Annotated in this window: 21 protein-coding genes and 2 tRNA genes; 19 read left to right on the top strand and 4 right to left on the bottom strand. The window is 66.7% G+C overall.

From position 1 onward, the window contains the following. Window positions 1-8: 8 nt before the first annotated feature. From ACOGJC_RS10755 to guaA, 11 genes are all read left to right on the top strand, one after another. Complete coding sequence (locus ACOGJC_RS10755) at window positions 9-581, top strand: uracil-DNA glycosylase (RefSeq protein ID WP_419844993.1); 573 nt, start codon at window positions 9-11, stop codon at window positions 579-581. A 37-nt stretch (window positions 582-618) separates the two neighbouring features. After that, on the top strand, window positions 619-1,122 hold the full coding sequence (gene tsaE, locus ACOGJC_RS10750) for a tRNA (adenosine(37)-N6)-threonylcarbamoyltransferase complex ATPase subunit type 1 TsaE (RefSeq protein ID WP_419844992.1): 504 nt from the start codon (window positions 619-621) through the stop codon (window positions 1,120-1,122). Continuing rightward, window positions 1,098-1,805 (top strand): tRNA (adenosine(37)-N6)-threonylcarbamoyltransferase complex dimerization subunit type 1 TsaB, encoded by a 708-nt coding sequence (gene tsaB, locus ACOGJC_RS10745; protein ID WP_419844991.1) that lies wholly within the window; start codon window positions 1,098-1,100, stop codon window positions 1,803-1,805. Before tsaE ends, tsaB begins: the two co-directional genes overlap by 25 nt. Window positions 1,806-1,813: 8 nt before the next feature. Beyond that, a complete protein-coding gene (rimI, locus tag ACOGJC_RS10740) occupies window positions 1,814-2,308 on the top strand; it encodes a ribosomal protein S18-alanine N-acetyltransferase (protein ID WP_419844990.1) in 495 nt (164 codons plus the stop codon). Then, entirely contained in the window at window positions 2,305-3,333 is a 1,029-nt protein-coding gene (tsaD, locus tag ACOGJC_RS10735) for a tRNA (adenosine(37)-N6)-threonylcarbamoyltransferase complex transferase subunit TsaD (RefSeq protein WP_419844989.1), read from the top strand. The genes rimI and tsaD overlap by 4 nt, the downstream gene beginning before the upstream one ends. A 152-nt stretch (window positions 3,334-3,485) precedes the next feature. Then, window positions 3,486-3,776, top strand: coding sequence for a co-chaperone GroES (gene groES / locus ACOGJC_RS10730; RefSeq protein WP_419844988.1), 291 nt, complete (start codon window positions 3,486-3,488; stop codon window positions 3,774-3,776). A gap of 5 nt (window positions 3,777-3,781) precedes the next feature. Further along, a complete protein-coding gene (gene groL, locus ACOGJC_RS10725; RefSeq protein WP_419844987.1) occupies window positions 3,782-5,437 on the top strand; it encodes a chaperonin GroEL in 1,656 nt (551 codons plus the stop codon). Between the two features lie 163 nt (window positions 5,438-5,600). After that, window positions 5,601-6,164, top strand: coding sequence for an NUDIX hydrolase (locus ACOGJC_RS10720; RefSeq protein ID WP_419844986.1), 564 nt, complete (start codon window positions 5,601-5,603; stop codon window positions 6,162-6,164). Window positions 6,165-6,230: 66 nt separating this feature from the next. Next, complete coding sequence (locus ACOGJC_RS10715) at window positions 6,231-7,625, top strand: pyridoxal-dependent decarboxylase (RefSeq protein ID WP_419844985.1); 1,395 nt, start codon at window positions 6,231-6,233, stop codon at window positions 7,623-7,625. A 91-nt stretch (window positions 7,626-7,716) separates the two neighbouring features. Continuing rightward, the gene (locus ACOGJC_RS10710; RefSeq protein WP_419844984.1) at window positions 7,717-8,880 is read left to right on the top strand and encodes a GuaB3 family IMP dehydrogenase-related protein; all 1,164 of its coding nucleotides are present in this window, start codon (window positions 7,717-7,719) and stop codon (window positions 8,878-8,880) included. 29 nt (window positions 8,881-8,909) lie between these two features. Then, window positions 8,910-10,463 carry a glutamine-hydrolyzing GMP synthase gene (gene guaA, locus ACOGJC_RS10705; protein WP_419848228.1) on the top strand — a complete coding sequence of 518 codons (1,554 nt, stop codon included), beginning with the start codon at window positions 8,910-8,912 and terminating at the stop codon, window positions 10,461-10,463. A 12-nt stretch (window positions 10,464-10,475) separates the two neighbouring features. On the opposite strand, the gene ACOGJC_RS10700 is transcribed toward guaA, so the two are convergent. Beyond that, the gene (locus ACOGJC_RS10700) at window positions 10,476-11,840 is read right to left on the bottom strand and encodes a KamA family radical SAM protein (protein WP_419844983.1); all 1,365 of its coding nucleotides are present in this window, start codon (window positions 11,838-11,840) and stop codon (window positions 10,476-10,478) included. Between the two features lie 105 nt (window positions 11,841-11,945). Here ACOGJC_RS10700 and ACOGJC_RS10695 point away from each other — a divergent pair, with 105 nt between their 5' ends. Next, on the top strand, window positions 11,946-13,076 hold the full coding sequence (locus ACOGJC_RS10695) for a hypothetical protein (RefSeq protein ID WP_419844982.1): 1,131 nt from the start codon (window positions 11,946-11,948) through the stop codon (window positions 13,074-13,076). On the opposite strand, the gene ACOGJC_RS10690 is transcribed toward ACOGJC_RS10695, so the two are convergent. Next, complete coding sequence (locus ACOGJC_RS10690) at window positions 13,073-13,828, bottom strand: SDR family NAD(P)-dependent oxidoreductase (RefSeq protein WP_419844981.1); 756 nt, start codon at window positions 13,826-13,828, stop codon at window positions 13,073-13,075. The genes ACOGJC_RS10695 and ACOGJC_RS10690 overlap by 4 nt on opposite strands. A gap of 54 nt (window positions 13,829-13,882) precedes the next feature. Further along, window positions 13,883-13,973 (bottom strand) — tRNA-Ser (locus tag ACOGJC_RS10685). Between the two features lie 93 nt (window positions 13,974-14,066). Between ACOGJC_RS10685 and ACOGJC_RS10680 the strand changes: the two genes are divergently transcribed. Both ACOGJC_RS10680 and ACOGJC_RS10675 read left to right on the top strand, forming a co-directional pair. Beyond that, window positions 14,067-14,711, top strand: a complete 645-nt coding sequence (locus ACOGJC_RS10680; RefSeq protein ID WP_419844980.1) for a nitroreductase family protein — start codon at window positions 14,067-14,069, stop codon at window positions 14,709-14,711. 43 nt (window positions 14,712-14,754) lie between these two features. Continuing rightward, a tRNA-Ser gene (locus tag ACOGJC_RS10675) sits at window positions 14,755-14,841 on the top strand. 44 nt (window positions 14,842-14,885) lie between these two features. Here the strand turns inward: ACOGJC_RS10675 and ACOGJC_RS10670 are convergent. After that, window positions 14,886-15,149 (bottom strand): response regulator transcription factor, encoded by a 264-nt coding sequence (locus ACOGJC_RS10670; RefSeq protein ID WP_419844979.1) that lies wholly within the window; start codon window positions 15,147-15,149, stop codon window positions 14,886-14,888. 282 nt (window positions 15,150-15,431) lie between these two features. On the opposite strand from ACOGJC_RS10670, the gene ACOGJC_RS10665 reads away from it, so the two are divergent. From ACOGJC_RS10665 to ACOGJC_RS10645, 5 genes are all read left to right on the top strand, one after another. Continuing rightward, the gene (locus ACOGJC_RS10665) at window positions 15,432-16,202 is read left to right on the top strand and encodes an SDR family NAD(P)-dependent oxidoreductase (protein ID WP_419844978.1); all 771 of its coding nucleotides are present in this window, start codon (window positions 15,432-15,434) and stop codon (window positions 16,200-16,202) included. Window positions 16,203-16,265: 63 nt separating this feature from the next. Continuing rightward, window positions 16,266-17,999, top strand: a complete 1,734-nt coding sequence (locus ACOGJC_RS10660; protein ID WP_419844977.1) for an ABC transporter ATP-binding protein — start codon at window positions 16,266-16,268, stop codon at window positions 17,997-17,999. After that, window positions 17,996-19,936, top strand: coding sequence for an ABC transporter ATP-binding protein (locus ACOGJC_RS10655; protein WP_419844976.1), 1,941 nt, complete (start codon window positions 17,996-17,998; stop codon window positions 19,934-19,936). Before ACOGJC_RS10660 ends, ACOGJC_RS10655 begins: the two co-directional genes overlap by 4 nt. Window positions 19,937-20,219: 283 nt before the next feature. Next, on the top strand, window positions 20,220-21,509 hold the full coding sequence (locus tag ACOGJC_RS10650; RefSeq protein WP_419844975.1) for an IS256 family transposase: 1,290 nt from the start codon (window positions 20,220-20,222) through the stop codon (window positions 21,507-21,509). A 246-nt stretch (window positions 21,510-21,755) separates the two neighbouring features. Next, a complete protein-coding gene (locus tag ACOGJC_RS10645; protein ID WP_419844974.1) occupies window positions 21,756-24,839 on the top strand; it encodes a hypothetical protein in 3,084 nt (1,027 codons plus the stop codon). Window positions 24,840-24,971: the final 132 nt, after the last annotated feature.

Genomic DNA, 24,971 nt, shown 5'->3' with positions numbered 1-24,971 from the left:
CTTGGCCTGTGAGTTCGACGTTGGGCGAGGTGGCCGCTGAGGCGGCGGGCTGCACCAAGTGCGGGCTGGCCCAGGGGCGGACCCAGGTGGTGTTTGGCATGGGCGACCCCAGCGCCGACCTGATGTTCGTGGGGGAGGGACCGGGTGCCGAAGAGGACAAGCAGGGGCTTCCATTTGTGGGCCGATCGGGCAAGCTGCTCGACCGGCTGATGGCCGAGGAGATCGGGCTCGCCCGCGATCAGTGCTATATCGCCAACGTCGTCAAGTGCCGTCCTCCCGACAACCGGGACCCCAAGCCTGAGGAGGTGGCCGCCTGCCGTCCGTGGCTGGAGCGCCAAATTCAGCTCATTGCCCCCACGGTTATTGTCACCCTGGGCAACTTCTCCTCCAAGCTGCTCATAGACACCAAGACCGGCATCACCAAACTGCGAGGTCAGAGCTATCCGATGGAAGGCATGATCAGCGTCAACACGGTGATCATCCCCACGTATCACCCAGCCGCGGTGTTGCGGGGCGGAGGCCTCCAAGAGGCCCAGATGCGCTCCGACCTGGTTCGAGCCCGCATGGCGATTTCCGGATGATTCTCGCAAATCCGCCTGAAGACGCCCCGACATCCCCATGATTCAAGCCCGCACTCGCTCACCCGAGGACACCAAGAACCTGGCCGCCAACCTGGCCGAGTTGGCCCGACCGGGCGACCTGCTGTTGTTGGTGGGCGACTTGGGTGCCGGCAAGACCACCTTCGCCCAGGGATTCGCCGCCGCCTTGGGCATCAGCGAGCAGGTGACCAGCCCCACGTTCACCCTGGCCCGGGAATACCACGGACGGCTGCTGCTCCATCACCTCGACGTCTTCCGGCTCGACCAGATCTCCGAAGTGCTCGACCTGGGCCTTCCCGAACTGCTTGACAGCGAGGGGGTCATCCTCATCGAGTGGGGCGATGCCATTCGCCAAGCCCTGCCCAATGACTGTCTCGAAGTGGCGTTGACTTTTGTCGATGGTCAGCCCAGCCCTCCCGACGAGCGGGTAGTGGTCCTGACTCCAGTTGGACCCCGCTGGCAAGCCAGAAACGAGACGCTGGCCGCCGCGGTCGAACCGTGGGTGGAGAAGACCCCGTGTTGATCTTGGGCATCGAATCGGCCACCCAGCAGGTGGGATGCGCTCTCGGCGGACACGAGGGGGTGCTGGCTTCGGCCCACAGCGCCCGGGGCCGCCGCCACGCGGAGTCCATCACCCCGCAGATCCAGTTCGTGGCTCGCCAAGCCCGCATCAACCTCAAAGATGTGGGTTGTGTGGCCGTGGATCTCGGCCCCGGGTTGTACACCGGTCTGAGGGTGGGCATCTCCAGCGCCATGGCCATGGCCTACGCCTTGGGTGTCCCGATGATCGGGGTGTCCAGCCTCGACCTGCTGGCCTTCGCGGTGCGCCACACCAACCGGTTGATCGTGGCCGCCATCGACGCCCGGCGCAGCGAGCTCTTCTATGCCTTCTACCGCCAAGTGCCCGGCGGGGTCCAGCGGGTGTCCGAGGCCCAAGTGGGCACGCCCGACGATCTGGCCTCCGAGCTGCTAGCCACCGGTGAAGAGATGCTGCTGGTGGGCGACGGGGCCCGCCGCTACGCCGATGTGTTCGCCGGGCTCCAGAAGACCGAAATCGCCGAGCAGGGCCTGGCCCATCCCTCGGCCGCATCGCTGGTACAACTGGCCCATGCCCGGGCGCTGCGGGAGGAGTTCGTCAAGCCGTGGGAACTGCGGCCGATCTACTTGCGGATTCCCGACGCCGATGTGAACTGGAACACCCGATGATCGTTCCCATGACCTCCGATCACCTGCCCGAAGTCATGGCCATCGACGCCCAGTGCTATCCCATTCCCTGGTCCCGGGAGGTCTACCAGGCTGAACTGTCCCGTCCCGACGACCGGCTCTATCTGGTGGCCCGACTCACTGCCGAGAAGAACCGGATAGCCGGCCACGGCGGCGTGGCCTTCGAGGAGGACGAAGCCCACATCACCACCGTGACGGTGGCCCCCGATTGCCGGGGCCAAGCCATCGGCGCCCGGCTGTTCCTGGCCCTCGCATTGGCCGCCCGCCGCCGCAACACGAGCCTGGCCCTCGAAGTGGCCGTCGACAATCCCGCCGCTCAGTCTCTGTACCGGCGCTTCGGACTGGCTCCCGTCGGCATCCAACGGGGGTACTACGCCGACATGGGCCTGTCGCCCGATGCCATCGTGATGCGAGCCGACGGCATCCACCAACCCGACTACGCCAACCGCCTCATCAACATCGCGGTAGAACTGGATTACGCATGACCACCCAGGAAGTTCCCCCAGAGACTCCCGCCATCATCTTGGGCATCGAAACCTCCTGCGACGAGACCGCGGCGGCCGTGGTGTCAGGCCCCTCCGACATCTTGTCGTCGGTGGTCAGCAGCCAGGTAGACTTACACGCCCGCTATGGCGGGGTGGTCCCTGAGATCGCCAGCCGAGCCCATGTGGAGATGCTCACCCCGGTGGTCGCCCAAGCGGTGATCGAAGCCGGCTTGGGAGACGACGATGTGGAGGCGGTGGCCGCCACCGCCGGACCCGGACTCATCGGTGCCCTACTCGTGGGGGTGAGCGCAGCCAAGTCTCTGGCCCTGGCCTGGGACGTGCCGTTCGTGGCGGTGAACCACCTGGAGGCCCACCTGTACTCCTCGTTCCTGGAGGAGCCTGACTTGGAGCTGCCGGTGGTGGTGCTGCTGGTCTCCGGCGGCCACACCTTGTTAGTGCTGATGGAGGCCTTCGGCCGGTACCGGCTCATCGGCCAGACCCTGGACGACGCCGCGGGCGAGGCCTTCGACAAGGTGGCCCGCTTCATGGACTTGGGCTACCCCGGCGGCCCGGTCATCGACCGCCTGGCCATGACCGGCGACTCCGAGGCGGTGGCATTCCCCCGCCCCATGCGCAACGACGGCTACGACTTCTCCTTCAGCGGCCTCAAGACCGCGGTGGTAAACCACGTTCGAGCCCACCCCGACGATGATGTAGCCGACATCGCGGCCTCCTTCCAAGAAGCGGTGGTGGATGTGCTGGTCCACAAGGCCCGCAAGGCCGCCGAGGAATTCGGGGCCAAAGGGCTCTGTTTGGCCGGGGGAGTGGCGGCCAACTCCTCACTGCGGGAGCGCCTGCTCGATGCCTGCGTGGCCGCGGGCATCAGCGGATTTCTGCCCAGCCGCTCCATGTGTACCGACAATGCGGCCATGGTGGCCGCGGCCGGCTGGCAGCGGCTCCAGCTCGACGGCCCTTCCTCCCTGGAAGTCGGGGCCGATCCCAACCTCCCCCTTCCCTTCATCTAAGGGCCCAGACAGCGGTCGGCCTGTCTTTTGACCGAGGCATTCTGCCCGGCGAACCGGCAGCCTGAATTGGCCTCCGAGCCGTTCACGGCCTACTCTTAGCACTCGCCTATCGAGAGTGCTAACGCTCAAATATCAACCCCTTGGAGGCCAAGATGGCTCTACAGCCCCTTGATGACCGGATTGTTGTCCGCCCCGGCGAGTCCGAAGAGATGACCGCCAGCGGCTTGGTTATCCCCGACACCGCCAAAGAGAAGCCCCAGCAGGGCGAGGTCCTCGCCGTTGGCCCCGGCAAGCGGTCGGAGAACACCGGCGAAGCGATCCCGGTGGACGTCTCCGTCGGCGACACCGTGGTCTACAGCAAGTTCGGCGGCACCGAGATCACCGTTGACGGCGAGGATCTGCTGATCCTGTCGGCCCGCGACGTGCTCGCCATCGTCAAGTAGCCACGATGACGAAGATCCTCAAATTCCGGGAAGATGCCCGCCAGGGCCTCGAAGCCGGCGTCAACCAGCTAGCCGACACGGTCAAAGTGACCCTTGGTCCCAAGGGCCGCAACGTGGTCCTCGACAAGAAGTTCGGCGCCCCCACCATCACCAACGACGGCGTGTCCATCGCCCGCGAGGTGGAGCTCGACGACAAGTTCGAGAACATGGGCGCCCAGCTCATCAAAGAGGTGGCCACCAAGACCAACGACATCGCCGGTGACGGCACCACCACCGCCACCGTGCTGGCCCAGGCCATGGTCCGCCACGGCTTGCGCAACGTGGCTGCCGGCGCCAACCCGATGAGCCTCAAGCGGGGCATCGAGAAGGCAGTGGCCGCCGCGGTCGACTCGCTGGCCGACCAGGCCCAGGACATCTCCCAGAAAGAGGAGATCTCCCAGGTGGCCTCCATCTCGGCCGCCGATCAGGCCATCGGCAATGTGATCGCCGACGCCATCGACAAGGTGGGCAAAGACGGCGTGGTCACCGTGGAGGAGTCCAACACCTTCGGCATGGAGCTCGACTTCGTCGAGGGCATGCAGTTTGACAAGGGCTTCTTGTCTCCCTACTTCGTGACCGACGCCGAGCGCCAAGAGGCCGTCCTCGACGAGCCCTACATCTTGTTCAACCAGGGCAAGATCAGCTCGGTGCAGGATTTGCTCCCCGTGCTGGAGAAGGTCATGCAAACCGGCAAGCCGCTTTTGATCATCGCCGAGGACGTGGAGGGCGAAGCCTTGGCCACCCTGGTGGTGAACAAGATCCGGGGCACGTTCAACTCGGTGGGCGTCAAGGCCCCCGGCTTCGGCGAGCGTCGCAAGGCCATGCTCCAAGACATGGCCATCCTCACCGGCGGCCAGGTGGTGGCCGAGGAGGTCGGCCTCAACCTGGAGGGCGTCACCCTCGACCTGTTGGGCACCGCCCGCAAGGTGATCGTCACCAAAGACGACACCACCATCGTGGAGGGTGCTGGCACCAAGGCCGACGTCGATGGCCGGGTAGCCCAGATCCGCCAGGAGATCGACAACACCGACTCCGATTGGGATCGGGAGAAGCTTCAAGAGCGCTTGGCCAAGCTGGCTGGCGGCGTGGCCGTCGTCCAGGTTGGCGCGGCCACCGAGGTGGAGCTCAAGGAGAAGAAGCACCGCATCGAGGATGCGCTTTCCGCCACTCGGGCCGCCATCGAAGAAGGCGTGGTCGCCGGCGGCGGCACCGCCCTGTTACGGGCCCGCCCCGCGGTGGCCGAAGCGGCCGACAATTTGAGCGGCGACGAGGCTACTGGGGCCAAGATCGTGCTCGAGGCGCTGACCGTGCCCTGCTCCCTCATCGCCTCCAACGCCGGATTCGAGGGCTCCATCGTGGTGCGCGACATCGAGGGAACCGAAGGCACCATCGGGTTCAACGCCGCCACCGGCGTCACCGAAGACTTAGTGGCCGCAGGCGTCATCGATCCGGCCAAGGTGACCCGAGCCGGCTTGCAGAACGCGGCCTCCATCGCCGCCATGCTGCTGACCACCGAAGCCCTCGTGGCCGACAAGCCCGAGCCCCCCGGCCCCCCGATGCCCCCCGGTGGCGACCCCATGGGCGGCATGGGAGGAATGGGCGGCATGGGCGGCATGATGTAGCCGACCGGCCGCATCAACAACCCAAGAACCGAGCCTGGGGGCCGCCATCGCAAGCAAGCGGGGTGGCCCCCAGTTCATTCCCCGCCCCGACCAGTGGCGCCCCGGCGGGCCGCCCCCGTGGGTTGGCCTCGACCCAGTTGGCCGACGGGTTGACCTCAACCGGTTGCGGACCGCGCTCGATTGCCGACCGCAGGCCACCTGGGGCGACATTCCACCCACTGGAGAGGAACGGCGCTCCGCGGTCTTCGCTCTGCTGTATCCCGACCACGGCGACGTCTTCGTTCTTCTCATCCGCCGCGCCCGGCACCTCCGCTCCCACAGCTGGGAGGTGGCCTTCCCCGGCGGAGGCCAAGAACCCGGCGACGCCACCCTGCTCGAGACCGCCCAACGCGAGACCCGCGAGGAGATCGGCTTGGACACCGGCCAGGTGGACATCATCGGCCAGCTCGACCGCTACGTCACCGTGGGCAGCCGATCGCTGGTCCATCCCTTCGTCGGAATCCTGCCCGGCCCACCCACTGGACTGGTCCCCGATCCCGCCGAAGTGGAACGCATCCTTTTGGTATCCACCGCCGAGCTGCTCTCCGACGAAGCCTGGCGGGAGGAGATCTGGGCCATCAACGGCGCCGATCGGGCTATCACTTTCTTCGAACTCCACGGCGACACCGTCTGGGGTGCCACCGCCGCCATGCTCCGCCAGCTCCTGACCATCGCCACCACCCTCTGAGAAAATCCCCCTCTTCACGAGTCTCCGCCGCAACTCCTCTGAGACCTGTCGGCCACAATGACACCCATGGCTGAGCGACCGAACCACATGAGCTCCGAGGAGTTCCGGCAGCGGGGGTACCAGGCGGTGGACTGGGTGGCCGACTACATGGCCCGCCTCGGTGATCTCCCAGTAAAGGCCTCGGTCGAGCCGGGCGATCTCCGGGCCATGCTGCCGGAAGCGGCCCCCAACCACGGCGAAGACTTCGCCGACGTGCTGGCCGATCTCGACCGGGTGATCTTGCCGGGCATCACCCACTGGCAGGCGCCGGGGTTCTTCGCCTACTTCCCGGCCAACGCCAGCGGACCGTCCGCGCTGGCCGACCTGGTGTCGTCGGGCCTCGGCGCCCAGGGCATGCTGTGGGACACCGGCCCCGCGGTAACCGAGCTGGAACAGCACGTGCTCGACTGGCTGGCTGTTGAGATGGACCTGCCCGAGAAGTTCCGGGGCAACGGCGTCATCCAGGACAGCGCGTCCAGCAGCACATTGTGCGCCATCCTGGCCGCCCGGCACCGGGCCGGCGGCATCGACGCCCTCCCCAATCTGGTGGCCTACACCTCCGAGCAGGCCCACTCGTCCATCGCCAAGGGGCTGCGAGTGGCCGGAATCCCCGACGAGCGGGTGCGCTCCATCGCTACCACCCCAGACTTCGCCATGCGAGCCGACCACCTGGCCTTCGAGATCGTCAAGGACAGGAACGACGATCTGATCCCGTTCTTTGTGGCCGCCACCGTGGGCACCACCTCCACCACCGCCATCGACCCGGTGACCGAGGTGGGCTGGGTGGCCAACAACTTCGAGGCCTGGCTGCACGTGGACGCCGCCTTTGCCGGGTCCGCCACCCTGTGCCCGGAGATGCGGTTTCTCAATGCCGGTTTGGAGACCGCCGACAGTTATGTGTTCAACCCCCACAAATGGCTGCTCACCAATTTCGACTGCTCGGCGTTCTACGTGGCCGATCGAACCAACCTCAACGACGCCTTGTCGATTACTCCTGAGTACCTGCGCAACCCGGCCAGCGAGTCGGGGGCGGTGGTGGACTACCGCGACTGGCAAGTGCCCTTAGGCCGGCGGTTCCGGGCCCTGAAGCTGTGGTTCGTGCTCCGCCACTACGGCCTCGAGGGGTTGCGGGCCCACATCCGCCGCCACATCGCCTGGGCTGCCGAACTCACCGAGTGGGTCGAGGCCGACGACCGGTTCGAGTTGGCCGCCCCCACCGTGGTCAGCCTGGTGTGCTTCCGCCACGCCGACGGCAACAAGGCCTCCCAGCGGGTTTTGGAGGCGGTCAACCAGTCCGGCCGGGCCTATCTCACCTCGACCACTCTCGACGGCCAGCTCACCCTCCGGGTGGCCATCGGCAGTCCCCAAACCGAGGGCCATCACGTGCAAGAGCTCTGGAATCTGATCCAATCGGCCGCCTGATTTCGCCAACCTCCTGGTGAGGGAGTAAATCCCCCTATAGCAAGCCTGAAGGCTTTAGAATTCCTGGTTTCCAAGCAAAAGGGGCGTCGTGATGGCCGAGATTGACATCGGGCTGGGCAAGACCGCACGGCGGGCGTACGGGTTCGACGACATCGCCATCGTGCCCACCCGCCGCACCCGCGACCCCGAGGACGTGAGCATCGCCTGGGAGATCGATGCCTACCGCTTCGACCTTCCCCTCATGGCCTCAGCCATGGACGGCGTGGTCAGCCCCGATACTGCTATCGCTATCGGGCAGCTCGGCGGGGTGGGAGTGCTCAACCTCGAGGGGCTCTGGACCCGCTATGAGGACCCTGAGCCGGTCCTCGACGAGATCGCCGCCCAGTCCCCGGAAAAGGCCACGCTGCGGATGCAGGAGCTGTACGCCGAGCCGATCAAGCCCGAATTGGTCGGCGAACGCATCCGTCAGATCAAAGACGCCGGGGTGATCTCCTGCGCGTCGGTCACCCCCCAGCGCACCGAGCAACTGGCCCCCCACATGCTGGCCGCCGAACTTGACCTCATGGTCATCCAGGGCACGGTGGTCACCGCCGAGCACAAGTCCAAGAACCACGAGCCGCTGAACCTCAAGCAGTTCGTCCGCCGCCTGGAGATTCCGGTGATAGTGGGCGGCTGCGCCAGCTACGACGCGGCGCTTCACCTCATGCGCACCGGGGCCGCCGGCATCCTGGTGGGCGTCGGACCGGGCCAGGCTTGCACCACTCGGGGCGTGCTGGGTATCGGCGTGCCCCAGGCCACCGCCATCGCCGACGCCCGGGCCGCCCGGATGCGCCACCTCGATGAAACCGGGGTGTATGTCCACATCATCGCCGACGGGGGAATGGCCACCGGCGGCGACATCGCCAAGGCCATCGTGTGCGGGGCCGACGCGGTGATGATCGGCTCTCCGCTGGCTGCGGCTCACGAGGCGCCCGGGCGAGGTCACCACTGGGGCATGGCCACCTTCCACCCCACCCTGCCCCGAGGCGCCCGCGTAGAGACCACCCCCCGGGGAACCCTGGAGGAGATTCTGGTGGGTCCGGCCCGGGAGAACGACGGCCGCCTCAACCTGTTCGGGGGCCTGCGCACCTCCATGGCCACCTGCGGATACGAGACGCTCAAAGAGTTCCAAAAGGCCGACATCATGATCGCCCCCGCCCTGCAAACCGAGGGCAAATCCCTCCAGCGCTCCCAGGGCATCGGAATGGGCCGTTGAATACCAGCGCCGACGGATTATCGGCGGCCATCGTCACCGCCACCGCCAGCCGAGACCACCCGGTCTTGGTGGTTGACTTCGGCGCCCAGTACGCGCAGCTCATCGCCCGGCGGGTACGCGAGGCCCACATCTACAGCGAGATAGTCCCCCACTCCATCAGCGCCGACGAGATCGAGGCCCGCCGGCCTGGGGCGGTGATCTTCTCCGGCGGGCCCAAGTCGGTTCACGTCGAGGGTTCGCCTCGTATCGATCCCGACATCTACCAACTGGGTATTCCCATATTGGGAATCTGCTACGGCGCCCAGCTCATCGCCGCCCAGCTCGGCGGGGAAGTGTCCCGAACCGGCATCGGCGAGTACGGCCGCACCGCCATGAGCGTCAGCGATCCCGGCACGCTGTTCGGCCCCGATGAAGACACCGAGCGCCCGGTGTGGATGAGCCACTTCGACTCCATCGCCACCCCGCCCGACGGTTTTGTGGTCACCGCTTCCACCCCCCAAGCCCCGGTAGCCGCCCTGGAGAACCCCGCCCAGCGCATCTTCGGGGTCCAGTTCCACCCCGAGGTGGCCCACACCCCCGGCGGGCAGGCGGTGCTGGAGCGGTTCTTGTACCAGGGTGCTGGCCTGGCTCCGTCGTGGACCACCGAGTCGTTCATCGACGAGGCGGTGGCCGCCATCCGCACTCAGATCGGTGACGGCCGAGCAGTGTGCGGCCTATCGGGCGGGGTCGACTCCGCGGTAGCCGCTGCCTTGGTGCACCGGGCGGTGGGCCCTCAGCTCACCTGCGTGTTCGTGGACACTGGTCTGATGCGCCAAAACGAAGGCCAGCAGGTGATCGACACCTTCCGCCGTTCCCAGGGCATCGACCTGATCGCGGTGGACGCCGCCGACCGGTTCTTCGACGCCCTCGTCGGGGTGATCGACCCCGAGGAGAAGCGCAAGATCATCGGCGAGCTGTTCATCCGCATCTTCGAGGAGGCCGCCAATCAGGTGGATGGGGCGGCCTATCTGGTGCAGGGCACGCTCTACCCCGATGTGATCGAGTCGGGCTCCGACTCCGCGGCCAAAATCAAGAGCCATCACAACGTGGGCGGCATCCCCGAGGAGATGGACTTCGAGTTGGTCGAACCGTTGCGCGACCTGTTCAAAGACGAGGTGCGGGCCGTGGGCCACGAACTGGGACTGCCCGATGAGATCGTGTGGCGCCACCCCTTCCCCGGCCCCGGCCTCGGTGTGCGGGTGATCGGCGAGGTCACCCCGGCCAAAGTGGCCCTGCTGGCCAAAGCCGACGCCATCGTTCGAGCCGAGATCACCGCCGCTGGGCTGGAACGGGAGATCTGGCAGACCTTTGCCGTGCTGCCCGACATCCGCACCGTGGGCGTGATGGGCGACGAGCGCACCTATGGCCAGGTCGCGGTCATCCGAGCGGTGACCAGCGAAGACGCCATGACCGCCGACTGGGCCCGGCTTCCCTATGATCTGCTGGAAAAGATGTCGAGCCGCATCATCAACGAGGTGGACGGCATCAACCGGGTGGCCTACGACATCACTTCCAAGCCCCCCGGCACCATCGAGTGGGAGTGAGCTCAGCCGAAACTAGGCAGCCCGGGTGGTGATGAGTTGCACCCGCTGGGGGGTGTCGGTCTTCATGTTGTTCAGCTCGTCGGTGTAGAAGAACTTCTCCTCGCCGAACGCCGGGCGCAGTTCGTCGAGCCACGATGCCTCTTCGTCGTAGGCGGCGAAGAAGATCTTGTTCACCCAGTCGGGGTCGCGAGCCTGGACGAATTTCAGGGCGATCGCCTTCTCGCCGCCGACCTCGACGATGCCGTCTACCAGCACCTTGCCCGGAGTGGCCGACATAGACGGCCCCCGCCAGGTGCGGGCCAGCCCCGACACCTGCTTATAGGCGTCGGTGTAGATCTGGTAGGCCTCCACCAGCGGCACCTCGAAGTACCGCTTGGCCCCGGTGTCGCGCTCCACGAACATGTAGTAGGGCACCGCACCCAGGGACACCTCGGTGGTGATCATGTCGGCCCAGGCCCGGGCGCTGTCGTTCACGTGGCGGATCAGCGGGGCCTGGCATCGCACCACCGCGCCGGTCTCGATGATGCGCCGCAGCGCTTCTCGGGAGGCGTCGGTGGCCAGCTCCACCGGGTGCGAGTAGTGGGCCATGATGGCCAGGTGGCGCCCGGAGGCCACGATCTCCTCGAACAGCCGCAGCAGGTCGTCGGCCTCCTCGCCCTCGGTGAACTTGTAGGGCCAGTAGGCCGGCGCCTTGGTGCCGAACCGGATGGTGCTGATCTCAAGGTCGTCGTCCATCAGCGGCTCGGCGTAGCGGCGGATGAGCTCGGTGCGCATGATCATCGGGTCGCCCCCGGTGAACAGCACATCCGACACCGTCGGGTTCAGCTTGAGGTAGGACACCAGCCGGTCGATCTCCTTGCTGGCGAACTTGAGATCGTCGAGCTGCACGAACTGCGGCCACCTAAAGCAGTAGGTGCAGTAGGCGTGGCAGGTCTGGCCCTGGGTGGGGAAGAACAGCACCGTCTCCCGGTACTTGTGCTGCACGCCCTGCACCACCTCTTCCTCCAGGTATCCGGCGTTCATTTCCACCTGCCCGGCGGGGTGGGGATTGAGGCTCAGCTGGATCTCCCGAGCGGCGGCCTTGAGCTCGGCGGCCGGCACCTCGGCCTTGATCAGATCGGCAATGCGGGAGAAGTGCTCGGGGTCGAGCATGCCCTCCTGGGGGAAGGTGAGCTGGAACATCGGGTCGTCGGGCACGTTGTCCCAGTTGATGAGCTCCTCGCACACGTAGTTGTTGGTTTTGAACGGGAGCACCGAACCCACCACGCGGGTCACCATCTTCTGGTGGTCGCTCAGGCGGTCGAAGCCGGGGGTGTCTTCCAGGTTGCGGAGCTGGAAGGTGCGGAAGGTGTGCTGTTCGCCGTTGCCGGTACTCATAGTGGGGTCCTCACAATCGAATGCTCAGCCAGATTTCGATATACAGCCGATGATACCAGCCCCTCCGACAATCGTCGGGAAGACGCGGTCTGCCACCATAGGCACGTGCTGACCAAATTCGACGATTTCCCCATCCACCAGACTCCCGACCCCATAGCCACTCCCTCCACCGGGGAGAAGGACTTCTACGAGCGCTACTGGTTCAACGGCTACTCCAAGATCGGCGACATGTACCTCGGCGTGGGCACCGCCCGCTATCCCCACCTCGACATCCAGGACTGCGGCATCAGCATCGTCCACAACGGGGTGCAGCACGCCTTCCACGCCTCGGCCCGGGCCAACCCCGAGCCCTCCGACCTCAGCGTGGGCCCGTTCAACCTGGAGATCACCGAGCCCATGAAGGCCTGTCGGGTGGTGCTGGAACCAAACGACACCGATTTCGCCGCCGATCTCACCTTCGAGGCCCGCACCGCGGCCATCGAGGAGCCCCGCCATCACTGGTCCGACGGCAGCCGCCGGATCATGGACACCACCCGGTTCACCCAGTTCGGCCGCTGGCACGGCTGGATCGAATACGACGGCCAGCGCATGGAGATCGACCGGACAGAGACCTATGGCACCAAGGACCGCTCCTGGGGCGTCCGCCCGGTGGCCGGCGGCGACAACCGGGGCGCTCCGCAGGCGCCGCGGGCCATGGGGCTGTTTTTCTTATGGGCCCCCCTGCACTGGGACGACATGTGCAGCCACTACCAGCTGTTCGAGGACACTCTGGGCCGGCCCCGATTCCACGTGGGCGCCTTTCTGCCCGCCTACGAATCCCTCGCCGACAACCCCGGCGTGGAGGACCCCGGCGTGGAGCCCATGCACCGCCTCGAGCACCAGCTCGAGTTCGAACCCGGCAGCCGCATGATCAAGAGCGCCACGCTGGCCATGACCTCACTGGAAGACGACACCCGCCACGAGATCACCTTCGACAAGCAGTTCACCTACCGCATGAAGGGCATCGGCTACAGCCACCCAACCTGGTCGCACGGCACTTGGAAGGGCGAACTAGCCATGGACTCCGAGCGCTGGAAGCTGGCCGACATCGACGAGACCGCCTTCGAGAACCAACACGTCCAGCACCTCATGAAGGTCCGCATGGGCGACCGCCAAGGCATCGGCGTCCTAGAGCAGTCCATCTTCGGCCCCTACCGCCCCTACAACCTAGAAGGCCACATAGCCCCGGCCGGCTAGCGCAGGTAGGCGTCGCCGCCGTCGATGTTGACGGTGGTGCCGGTGATGTAGCTGGCGGTGTCGCTGCACAGGAAGGCCACGACGCGGCCGATGTCGATCTCGGCGTCTCCCACTCGTTTCAGCGCAAAGCGCTCTTGGAGCGCGGCAAAGCCCTCGGGGTTGAATCCCTTCCAATCCTCCATGGCGGGCGACATGGCCACCGGCATCAGGGTGATGGCCCGGATGCCGTCGGCGCCCCATTCCATGGCCGCGGCCCGGGTGATCGACTGGATGGCTGACTTCACCCCGGCGTACACCCCCATGCCGCTGGGGTCGGTCTTGAGGCTCGACCCCGAGCCCTGGTTGATGATGACCCCACCATCTTTCAAATAGGGGTGGCACAGCCGCATGAAGCGGATGGAGGCCAGCGCCCCCGAGGTCCACGCCGCAATGCAGGCCTCATCGCTGACCTCCAGCAAGTGCCCGTGGGGCACCTGCTGGGCGTTATTCACCAAGATGTCGACGGTGCCGAAGTGCTCCACTGTGCGGTCAACGCACGCCTGGATGTCGTCCAGTTCGTTCACGTCGCACACCAGCGCCAGCGCCGAACCGCCCCGCTCGGCAATCTCGGCCGCCACCGCCTGCACCTTCGATTCGGTGCGGGCCGCCACCGTGACCCCGGCTCCCTCAGCGGCCAGCGCCAAGGCGATCCCCCGGCCCACTCCCTGGCCCCCGCCGGTAACGATGGCCGTCTTCCCGTCAAGCATTCCCATGGGGTCGAACCCTATCCCGGTAAACCACTCCATCCACGAGCGACCGGCAATGAGCGGAGAGGGTGGGATTCGAACCCACGAACCACCTTGCGGCAGTTACTTCCTTAGCAGGGAAGCGCCTTCAACCGGACTCGGCCACCTCTCCAGGCCCTCCCACCCTAGCGAATCGCTCCTGTCCCGACCTCATGGATAGCCCAGCTACGCGCCTACCATCCGGGGCCATGGGAGATCGTGAGCAATGACCCCGTTCGACACCGATGCGATTGACCGGCTGTTGTCCACCACTCGGTCGGTGCGGCGTCGGTTGGACTTCGACCGGGCGGTGGATCCAAACATCTTGCGAGATTGCGTGACGCTGGCCGCTTATGCCCCCAACGCCTCCAACGCGCAGGACTGGCGCTGGCTGATTGTGACCGATCCCGAGCCCCGGGCGGCCATCGCCGAGGTCTACCGAGCGGGCATCGTGCCGCCCATGCACGAGCTGCTCGACCGGCGCCGGGCCGACGGAGACCCCGCTGGCGTCCGCCACTCTGAGGCCGTGCTCTACCTGGCCGAACGATTCCACGAAGTGCCCGCCCTGGTCATTCCCTGCATCCGGGGCCAGCTCGACCCCGAGCTTGATCTCGCCTGGACCGCCAGCCTGTTCGGCTCGATCCTGCCCGCGGTGTGGAACTTCCAGCTCGCCCTGCACAGCCGGGGCCTAGCTTCCACCTTCACTACCGCCCATTTGCTGGCCGCTGGCGAGGTTGCCGCTCTGCTGAACATCCCCGACGACTATCTCCAGACATGCCTCATCCCGGTGGCCTACCTGCGGGGTGACGACCTCAAACCCCCCGCCCGCAAGGACCCCGACGAGATCATCGCCTGGAACACCTGGACCTAAACCGCCTCCTCAGCACCGCCTGCCCACCACTATCCTCCCCCTCGGAGGGATGGCAGAGCGGACGATTGCAGCGGCCTTGAAAGCCGTAGGGCCTTCCGGGGTCCCGGGGGTTCGAATCCCCCTCCCTCCGCAAGTGGCGTGTCAAGAATGGGGCCTAAGCGGCAAGATCTGCGCCTACTGCCACTTCAGTATGCCGAGGCGCACCGCGGCGATCACGGCTTGCAGTTTGTTCTGAGCATCGAGCTTTTGGCGGAAATTGCGGATGTGGTTGAGCACGGTGTGCTCGCTGACGCCGAGTTCTTCCGCAATCTTGGCGGTTTCCCAACCGAGCGACACCAAGTGCAATACCTCCACCTCCCGCGGTGTGAGCTTCCCCGCTCCCGATGGGTCGGCAATGATCATCGGATCGTCAGATTGGGACGCGTCATCAATGGCCACGGGTACTCACCTACGAAGAACTATAAGATGAAAAAAGAAAGATGTTAACCAAAAGGTGCTGATGAAATAGAAGTTTGACGCTTGAATTCTGCGATATCCGTTGGTAAAAAAACAATTTCGACTCTTATTCACTGCTCCGTGGACAAATCAATCAAGCAGTCTACTAATAAGTGCAAAATGATGTTTCTATGAGCATGTCATAAGCTCGATCTATCCAGTGATGCCCTTCACAAACAATCACGTAACATTGGCGAAACTGCGAAGAAGGAGAGGTCCAAGACAATGACCGTTTCTGCTTGGTCCCAACCGCGCGTCGCCATCGTGACCGGCGGCGGATCCGGCATCGGCGCGGCCGTCAGCCGGCGATTGGCCGCCGACGGCGCCGCCGTGGCCGTTCTTGACCTCAACGACGAGTGGGCCACAGCAACCGCAACGGCCATCGAAGCAGACGGGGGAAGCGCCATCGCAATAGCCTGCGATGTCGCCGATCGAACATCGATCGAATCGGGAGTCGATGAGACAGTCCAAAAGCTCGGCCGCCCCACGATTCTGATCAACAATGCCGGCATCACACCGTTTGGGCGGTTCCTGGACATTTCCCGGGAGTCCTTCGACCAAGTGATGGCCGTCAACCTGCGAGGCACCTTCGAGTTCTGCCAGGTGGTCATCCCCCACATGATCGAAGAGGGCTGGGGTCGCATCGTCAACATCTCGTCGTCAAGCGCCCAGACCGGCAACTTCGGCCACACGCACTACTCGGCCTCCAAAGCGGCGGTCATCGGGTTGACCAGGTCGCTGGCCAAAGAGTTCGGCCACAAGGGCATAACCGTCAACGCCGTCCCCCCCAGCTTCATCGAGACTCCCTCGCTTCACCGGGCTGCCGATAGCGGCCAACTCGGAAGCGGAATCGATCAGCACATCCCCACCACCCCCGTGCGCCGAGTGGGCCAGCCCGCCGACATCGCCGCGGCCTGCGCCTTTTTGTGCCGCGACGACGCCGGCTACATCACCGGGCAGGTGCTCGGGGTCAACGGCGGACGGGTCATCGTCTGACCCCGCAACCACACCGGGCAATAACCTGAAGTTCGCGGCAGCGAGCCGCCGCCACATCTACCCATGAGCCTGCGACGACTCCTCAAGAGCCATCTGGCCCCCCACCGCCGGGCCATCGTGCTCGTCTTGATCCTCCAGGCCGGCCAGACCACCACCGGGCTGCTGCTGCCGGGGCTGAACGCCACTTTGATCGACGACGGCGTCCTGCTCGGCGACCAGTCGGTGATCTGGCGGATGGGCGGGATCATGCTGTTGGTCTCGTTCATCCAGGTGGTGCTGCTCACCGTGGCGGTCTGGTACGGGTCGGAGGTGGCCATGGCGTTCGGCCGCGACATCCGGCGCGACGTGTTCGACCGGGTCACCCGCTACTCCACCCGGGAAGTCGGCCGATTCGGCACCCCTTCGCTCATCACCCGCATCACCAACGACACCCACCAGATCCAGACATTGACCGCCCTGGTGGTGATCATGATGATCACCGCTCCGCTCACCATGATCGCCGGCACGGTGCTCGCCATTCGCACCGACGCCGGCTTGTCGGTGCTGCTGCTGGTGGTCGTGCCCCTCGAGATCGTGGTGACGGGCGCGATCATCGCCGCCATGTCCCCGGCGTTCCAGCAGATGCAGGAGCGCATCGACCGGATCAACGCCGTGCTGCGCGAGCAGATCACCGGCGTGCGAGTGGTGCGGGCTTTCACCCGGGAGCCGACCGAGAGCGCCCGGTTCGCCGAGGCCAACCACCGCCTCACCGAATCCTCGCTGCGGGCGGCGCGGCTCATGGCGGCCGTGTTCCCCGCGGTCACGCTGCTGGTAAACCTGTCCAGCGTGGCGCTGCTGTGGATCGGCGCCGACCGGATCGAAGCCGGGTCCACCCAGATCGGGTCGCTGGTGGCCTATCTCACCTATCTGCTCCAGATTCTCCTCGCTGTGACTATGGCCGCGTTCATGGTGTCGATGATCCCCCGGGCTGCGGTGGCCGCCGAACGCATCATGGAAGTGCTCGACACCGAATCATCGGTGGGCCCCCCGAGCACCCCGATCCGCGACTTCACTCGGCCCGGGGCGGTGGAGTTCCAAGAGGTCGGCTTCCGATATCCCGGCGCTGACCACCCGGTGCTCGAGGGCGTGTCGTTCACCGCCGTGCCCGGCGAGACCGCGGCCATCATCGGGTCGACCGGCGCGGGCAAGACCACGCTGTTGACGCTGGCCGCCCGCCTGGCCGATGCCACCTCCGGGCGGGTCTTTGTGGGCGGCATCGATGTCCGCCGACTCGACCAGGCCTTGCTGTGGGGCGCCATCGGCTACGTGCCCCAGCGGGCCTACCTGTTCAGCGGCACGGTGGCCTCCAACCTCCGCTACGGACGCCCCGACGCCACCGACGAGGAACTTTGGGAGGCCCTGGAAGTGGCCCAGGCCGCGGGATTCGTGCAATCGATGCCCGACGGGCTCGAGAGCCGCATCGCCCAGGGCGGCACCAACGTGTCGGGCGGCCAGCGCCAGCGGCTGTCCATCGCCCGGGCCTTGGTGGCCCAACCGGCGGTCTATCTGTTCGACGATTCCTTCTCCGCCCTCGACCTGGCCACCGAGGCCCGACTGCGCCAGGCCCTCGAACCCCGCACCCGCGACGCCGCCGTTTTGGTCGTTGCCCAGCGGATCTCGACCATCGAGACCGCCGATCAGATCATCGTGCTGGAAGGCGGCATCACCGTCGGCCAAGGGCGCCACGACGAGTTGGTGGACACCTGCCCCACCTACGCCGAGATCGTCTCCTCCCAGAGAGGAGGTGAGACGGCATGAACCAGCGCACTCCGGGCGACCCTGAGCCGAAAAGTACCGGGCCGAAGGACCCCCAGCCGGGCGGCGACGTCGGTGGCGACGACAGCCAAGAAGACGAGGATCAAGAGGCTCTTCAGACCTACGGCCGCGAGGCGTTGCGCTTCTCGGGCCGCATGAGCGCACCGCTGCCGGTGGAGACGAGCCGCAACTTCCGGGGCACCGTTCGCCAACTCGCCAAGATCACCGGCCGGGAGACCCCGGTTTTGATCTTGGTGATGGTGTTGGCGGTGATGAGCGTGAGCCTGACGGTGATCGGCCCCTGGCTCCTCGGCGGGGCCACCGACATCATCGTGAGCGGCGTGAGCCAAGGCGGGATCGACACCGACCGGCTCCGGGATCGGCTTCTCCTCATCGGCGGGGTGTTCGCTGTGGCGTGGGCGCTGGGCCATGTCCAGAACTACCTCCTCAGCGGGGCGCTCCAGCGGTCGATGTTCCGACTGCGAGAGACCATCGAGGCCAAACTCCACCGCCTTCCCCTGTCCTACGTCGACCAGCACGCTCGGGGCGATCTGCTCAGCCGGGTGACCAACGACATCGACAACCTCTCCCAGAGCCTCCAGCAGACCATCAACCAGATGCTCACCGCCGTGTTGACCCTCGTCGGCGTGACGGTGATGATGCTCACGGTCTCTCCCCTGTTGGCGCTGGTGGCCTTCATAACCGTGCCCCTTTCGGTGTTCGCCACCCGGATCTTCGCCACCCGGGCCCGACCCCGGTTCCTCCGCCAGTGGCGCACCACCGGCACGCTCAACGCCCAGGCCGAGGATGTGGTGAGCGGGCACGCCATCGTCACCGCCTTCGGCCGCCAGCACCAGGAGCGCCAGCGGTTCGCCGAGGAGAACGCCAAGCTCTACGACTCCAGTCGGGCCGCCCAGTTCCTGTCGTCGGCCATGCAGCCCGTGATGATGCTGATGGGCAACCTCCAGTTCGTGTCTGTCGCCGTGGTCGGCGGGCTGCGCATATCCAGCGGGGCGATCACCATCGGCGACATGCAGGCCATGATCCAGTACACCCGGCAGTTCGCCATGCCCGTCCAGCAGGTCGCTTCGATGGCGGCCACCTTCCAATCGGGAATCGCCTCGCTGGAGCGGGTGGTGGAGCTGCTCGATGTGGACGAGATCAGCGCTGATCCCGAGCCGGTACCCGACCCACCGCCCACCCGGGGACGGGTGGTGTTCGACGATGTCCACTTCTCCTACGAACCCGAAAAGCCCCTCATCACCGGGCTCGACCTGGTCGCGGAGCCGGGCCAGACGGTGGCCATCGTCGGGCCGACCGGGGCGGGCAAGACCACGCTGGTGAACCTGCTGCTGCGGTTCTACGAGCTCGACGGGGGGCAGATCACCCTCGACGGGCGCGACATCACCTCCCTGCCCCGCCACGAGCTGCGGTCGAAGTTCGGCATGGTGCTCCAAGACACCTGGCTGTTCGGCGACACCATCTGGGAGAACCTCCGCTACGGCAACCCCGACGCCACCGACGCCCAGATCCTCGAAGCCGCCCGGGTCACCTACGTGGACCGCTTCGTCCACTCCCTGCCCGACGGCTTCGACACCGTCATCAACGACGAGGGCGACAACATCTCCGCGGGCCAAAAGCAGCTTCTCACCATCGCCCGGGCCTTCCTCGCCGACCCGGCCATCCTCATTCTCGACGAGGCCACCTCATCGGTGGACACCCGCACCGAGGTGCTCATCCAAGAGGCCATGAACGCCCTGCGAGCCGAACGCACCAGCTTCGTCATCGCCCACCGCCTCTCCACCATCCGCGGCGCCGACACCATCGTGGTCATGGACGGCGGCCGCATCGCCGAACAAGGCTCCCACGACGAACTCCTAGCCCGCGCCGGCCCCTACGCCAACCTCCACACCGCCCAATTCGCCGGCCAAACCACCTGACTCTCGATCGGCCGCATCAGCACTCGTCCCACCCGACCGGCACCGAAGTGTCTGATGATGTAATCAGCGGGCTTTATCTAACAATATGGCAGTTGGTTGCATAACGATATGGCTACACATCATGTAACTAAACAGCGCTCAAGTCGACAGCCTTCGGGCGGGCCAGCCACACCAGTTTCGTCGTTGTGGCACCGGCAAAGCGCCTGGGGTGGTCTGTCAGGAATTTTGTGTATCGGGCGTGATCTGAGGGTCCGCGGCCGGGTGCTGCGGGCCGGGAAGGATCATGTCTGTGACTGATCAGGATATGCCGGCTGTGCCGGCGGAAGAGGCCGCCGGCGAGGCGGCGATGCAGGACTGGGCTGAGCTCCTCGTTGAGCGTGCCCGGGCCGAGGGAGTGGAGCTGACCGGCGACGGCGGCTTGTTGACCGGGCTGGTGCGCCAGGTGCTCCAGACCGGCCTCGAGGTCGAGATGACCGAGCATTTGGGCTATGAGCGCCACGATCCGGGGGGCCGCGGGTCGGGGAACTCTCGCAACGGCTCGTCGCCCAAGCGGGTAACCACCGAGATCGGCGAGATCGATCTGGCGGTGCCCCGTGACCGTGCGGGGACGTTCGAGCCCGTAACGGTGCCCAAGCACCGGCGCCGCCTCGACGGCCTTTCGGGCAACGTGATCAGCCTCTACGCGAAGGGGCTCACCACCGGCGAGATCCATGCTCACCTCGCCGAGATCTACGACACGTCGGTGAGCCGGGAGACGATCTCCAAGATCACCGACGAGATCGTCGCCGACATGGCCGTGTGGCAGAACCGGCCCCTCGATGCCGTGTACGCGGTGCTGCTGATCGACGCGATCACCATCAAGGTCCGCGACTCCCAGGTCGCCAACCGGCCCGTCTACGTCGCCATCGGCGTCGATCTGGCCGGCGAGCGCGACGTTTTGGGCCTGTGGCTGGGCCCCACGGGCGGCGAGGGCGCAAAGCAGTGGGCGGCCATGTTGGGCGAGCTCCGCAACCGGGGCCTGGCCGACGCTTTGATCGTGTGCTGCGACGGGCTGAGGGGCCTGCCCGACTCGATCCGCGCCACCTGGCCAGACGCCGTGGTGCAGACCTGCGTGGTTCACATGGTCCGCAACAGCCTCCGCTACGCGTCCAAAACCCACTGGGGGCCCATCACCCGATCAATGCGGGACATCTACACGTCTCCCACCGTCGAGGCCGCCGAGGCCCGCTTCGAGGCGTTCGCCCAAGACTGGGAGGACACCTACCCGGCCATGATCCGCTCATGGCGCAACGTGTGGGACGAGTTCACACCCTTCCTGGAGTTCCCCGCCGAGCTGCGCCGGGTCGTCTACACCACCAACGCCGTCGAGAGCCTCAACGCCCGGTTCCGACGAGCCGTGCGACACCGCGGGCACTTCCCCAACGAGCAGGCCGCCATGAAGATCCTCTATCTTGTCGCCACCACCAGGCGCAAGAACCGCAGCAACCTCACCGGCAAGACCAACGGCTGGAAAGCCATCTTGAACACACTGACCGTCCACTACGGCGACAGAATCGCCGACCACATCAAATGAAAACCATCACGGCCGGTTACACAGAAAATCTGACAGACCCAAAATCTGACAGTCCCGCCTGGGGTGGTGGCCGCCATCGGTGCGATGGCCCGACCGCTGTCCCGCTATTTGTGCCCTAACCGCGCTTTAGTCGGGGGCGGGTGGGGTAGTTGGGATCGCAGCCATGGCCACCAGCCGGGTGCTGTGGGTGTCGGGCGGCTGGTTAGGATCGGGCAGTGATGGTTGCGGTGTGTTTGATTTGTGGGGATGATGTGGTTGCGTTCGGGTAGGCGCCGGACCTGGCTGGTCGCGGTTGCGGTGTTGGCGGCGGTAGCCGGTGGCTGCGGGGGCGGCGGGGGGTCCTCGGGCGGGGCGGCGCCGCCTGGGGGCGGTGTTGGGGCGACGGTGTCGCCTGAGCCGGTGGTGTCTGAGCCGGTGGTTTGGCATCCGGGTTTGGGGCGTTTGGATGCGCCTGGCGGGGTGTTTGTCGATATCGCAGTGAGCACGTTGGCGAGTTGCGGGGTGCGGGCCGGCGGGGAGTTGGTGTGCTGGGGCGAAGAGGATGCAGAGGCGGCGAGCTGGGGGTGGGTGGTTCGCAATGCGCCGGTTCAGTGGGAGTTCTCCAGGGTGGAACTGTGGAGCAGCGCGGGCAGCAGTGCACCCGATTGGAATATCGAAGGGGACCATGCGTGCGGTTTGCGCTCCGATGGGGTTGTGGTGTGCTGGGGCGAGGGTTTTTCGGGGTTGGGCGATGCGGTGGCGGTCTCAGTCAACGAATTCGGTTATCCGCTGGTGTGGGAGTTGCGGGCCGATTCTGATGAGCGTGGGGAGGGGTTTGTGGATATCGCCGCGGGCGCAGGCGGGGTGTGCGGTTTGGGGGCCGGCGGGTCGGTGGCGTGTTGGGATGGGCGGCGGTGGGTTGATGCGGGTGTGCCGGGCGGGTTGTCTGGTTTGGTGGTGGGGGACGGCGAGGTGTGCGGGGTGGGTTCTGGGGCGGGGTTCGGGTGTTGGGCCCGGGTTGTGTCGGGGGAGGGTTCGGGTTTGCCCGGCGGTGTGTTCTCAGATGTGTCGGCCGAGGCGGGGGGTGGGTGCGCGATCAGAGCCGGCGGCGGGCAGCCGGTGTGCTGGGACCGGCGGTCCAAGGTGTATGAGCCGGTCTCGGCCAGGGTGGATGTCCCGGACGACGGGTTCTCCGAGGTCGCGGTGACCAGCGGGTGGTATGGGATCTTTGGACACGGCTGCGGCGTCAAAGCGGGCGGCGGCGGGGAGGTGGTGTGCTGGGGTGACGGGGCCGATGCGCCTGAGGGCCGCTTCGAGCAGGTTGTTGTCGCCTGGTCCAACTCGTGCGGGGTGCGCGTCGGCGGGATTGTGGTGTGCTGGGGCAACGAGGACCGGTCGCCGGCGCCGTTCCTCGGGGAGGTGTTCACCGGCGCGCCGGCCGGCGGATTCGCCCCGGTGTCTGCTGGGCGCGGCCACTCGTGTGGGATCAGAACCGATTTGAGCGCGGTGTGCTGGGGCTCCAGCGTCTTCGGCCAGGCGGACGCGCCGCCCGGGGAGTTCACCGCGGTGTCCGCCGGCGCTCTGCACTCGTGTGGGGTCAGAACCGATTTGAGCGCGGTGTGCTGGGGCCAAAACGGCGCCGGCCAGGCGGACGCGCCGGCCGGGGAGTTCACCGCGGTGTCCGCCGGCGCTCTGCACTCGTGTGGGGTCAGAACCGATTTGAGCGCGGTGTGCTGGGGCCACAACGTCCACGGGACGGGCGCGCCGGCCGGCGAGTTCACCGCGGTGTCCGCCGGCGGTAACCACTCCTGTGGGATCAGAACCGACCTGAGCGCGGTGTGCTGGGACCGCGACCCCGACGGCCAGTGGGACGCGCCGCCCGGGGAGTTCACCGCGGTGTCCGCCGGCAATCTCCACTCCTGTGGGATCAGAGCCGACCTGAGCGCGGTGTGCTGGGGCCACAACCCCCACGGCCAAGCCGACGCGCCGCTCGGGGAGTTCACCGCGGTGTCCGCCGGCAATCTCCACTCCTGTGGGATCAGAGCCGACCTGAGCGCGGTGTGCTGGGGCCACAACCCCGACGGCCAGTGGGACGCGCCGCTCGGCGAGTTCGCCGCGGTGTCCGCCGGCGATCTGCACTCCTGTGGGATCAGAGCCGACCTGAGCGCGGTGTGCTGGGGCCACAACCCCGACGGCCGGGCCGACGCGCCGCCCGACGAGTTCGCCGCGGTGTCCGCCGACGCTCTGCACTCCTGCGCCGTCAGAGCCGACCTGAGCGCGGTGTGCCGGGGCCACAACCCCGACGGCCGGCCCCGTGTAGCGGTGGGCGACATGTTCGTGTGCGGGCTGCGCCGCGACGGCGCAGCGATCTGCCGGGGCCCCAGATGGGAGCACGTCCTGGCGCCCGACGCGGGCCCGCAAGGCGCGGGCGGGCCAGACCCGTCTGACCCGGCCGCCGAAGCGGGCCTCGTCGAGGTTTCGGCGTATGGGGACATGGTGTGCGGGCTGAGAGCCGACGGTATTGCCGTGTGCTGGTTCCCGGGCGAGAACCGGGGCCCGGGGGAAGTGCCCGGCGGCGGGTACTCCTCGGTGCTGGAGACCTGGGCCGATCTCGAGGAGGTTCCCGGCGGCGGGTACTCCTCGGTGTCGACGTCGAGCCTGCACGGCGACGGCGTGGTGTGCGGGCTGCGGGCCGACCGCGCCGTCGAGTGCTGGCGGCACACCGCCGACGGGCCCGGCTGGGCCGCGATGGCCGCTCCGACAGCGGAGTTCGCGGCCCTCGACGCCCGGGGCCCGTGCGGGATCGTGTCGGCAACCCGTGAAATCGCCTGCTGGGAGCACACCGTCTCGGCCCGGCCGCCCCACAGCGCCGGGCCGCTGGCCGCCGCGTCGGTCGGCGGCGGCCGCGGCTGCGGCATCAGATCAGCCGACCGATCGCTAGTGTGCTGGCACACCCACACCCAACAACCCCTCGATTTGGGCGAGGGGTTCGCCGGCGAGTTCTCAGACGTGTCGGTAGCCCCCAACGGGTCGGGGTGCGCGATCCGCGCCGACCACACCCTGGGATGCTGGGGGGACTTCGTCGCTTTGGAGGGCGCCCTTTCGGCGCCGATCGCGCCGCCCGGCGGGGAGTCCACCCAGATGCTCGACAACTTCGGCCGCGCGCTCGACGTCGCCGGGCCGATCGCGCCGCCCGGCGGGGAGCTCGCCCAGGTGGTCGTGGCCCGCCACCACGCCTGCGGTATCCGAACCGATGGGGGCGCGGTGTGCTGGGGCCACGAACACGACGGCGCCGGCGCTCGCTCCCGCTACTTCAGCGAAGACGATTGGATGCCCACCCCTTTGGAGTAAGCGGCCCCGGGTTCACACGGCACAGGCCGGCCCGCGATTTGGCGCAGTCTGGTTGGGGCGGCCAGCATCTGGGCCGGCTATGAGGATATTATGTCGAAGAGGTGTTGAGATAGGCGGGCGGCGCGGACGGGC

The organism is Candidatus Poriferisocius sp., assembly GCF_965204015.1.
GTDB lineage: Bacteria > Actinomycetota > Acidimicrobiia > Acidimicrobiales > Bin134 > Poriferisocius.
Note: the sequence above shows the minus strand (reverse complement) of the source record. Positions and strands in the feature narration are given on the sequence as shown.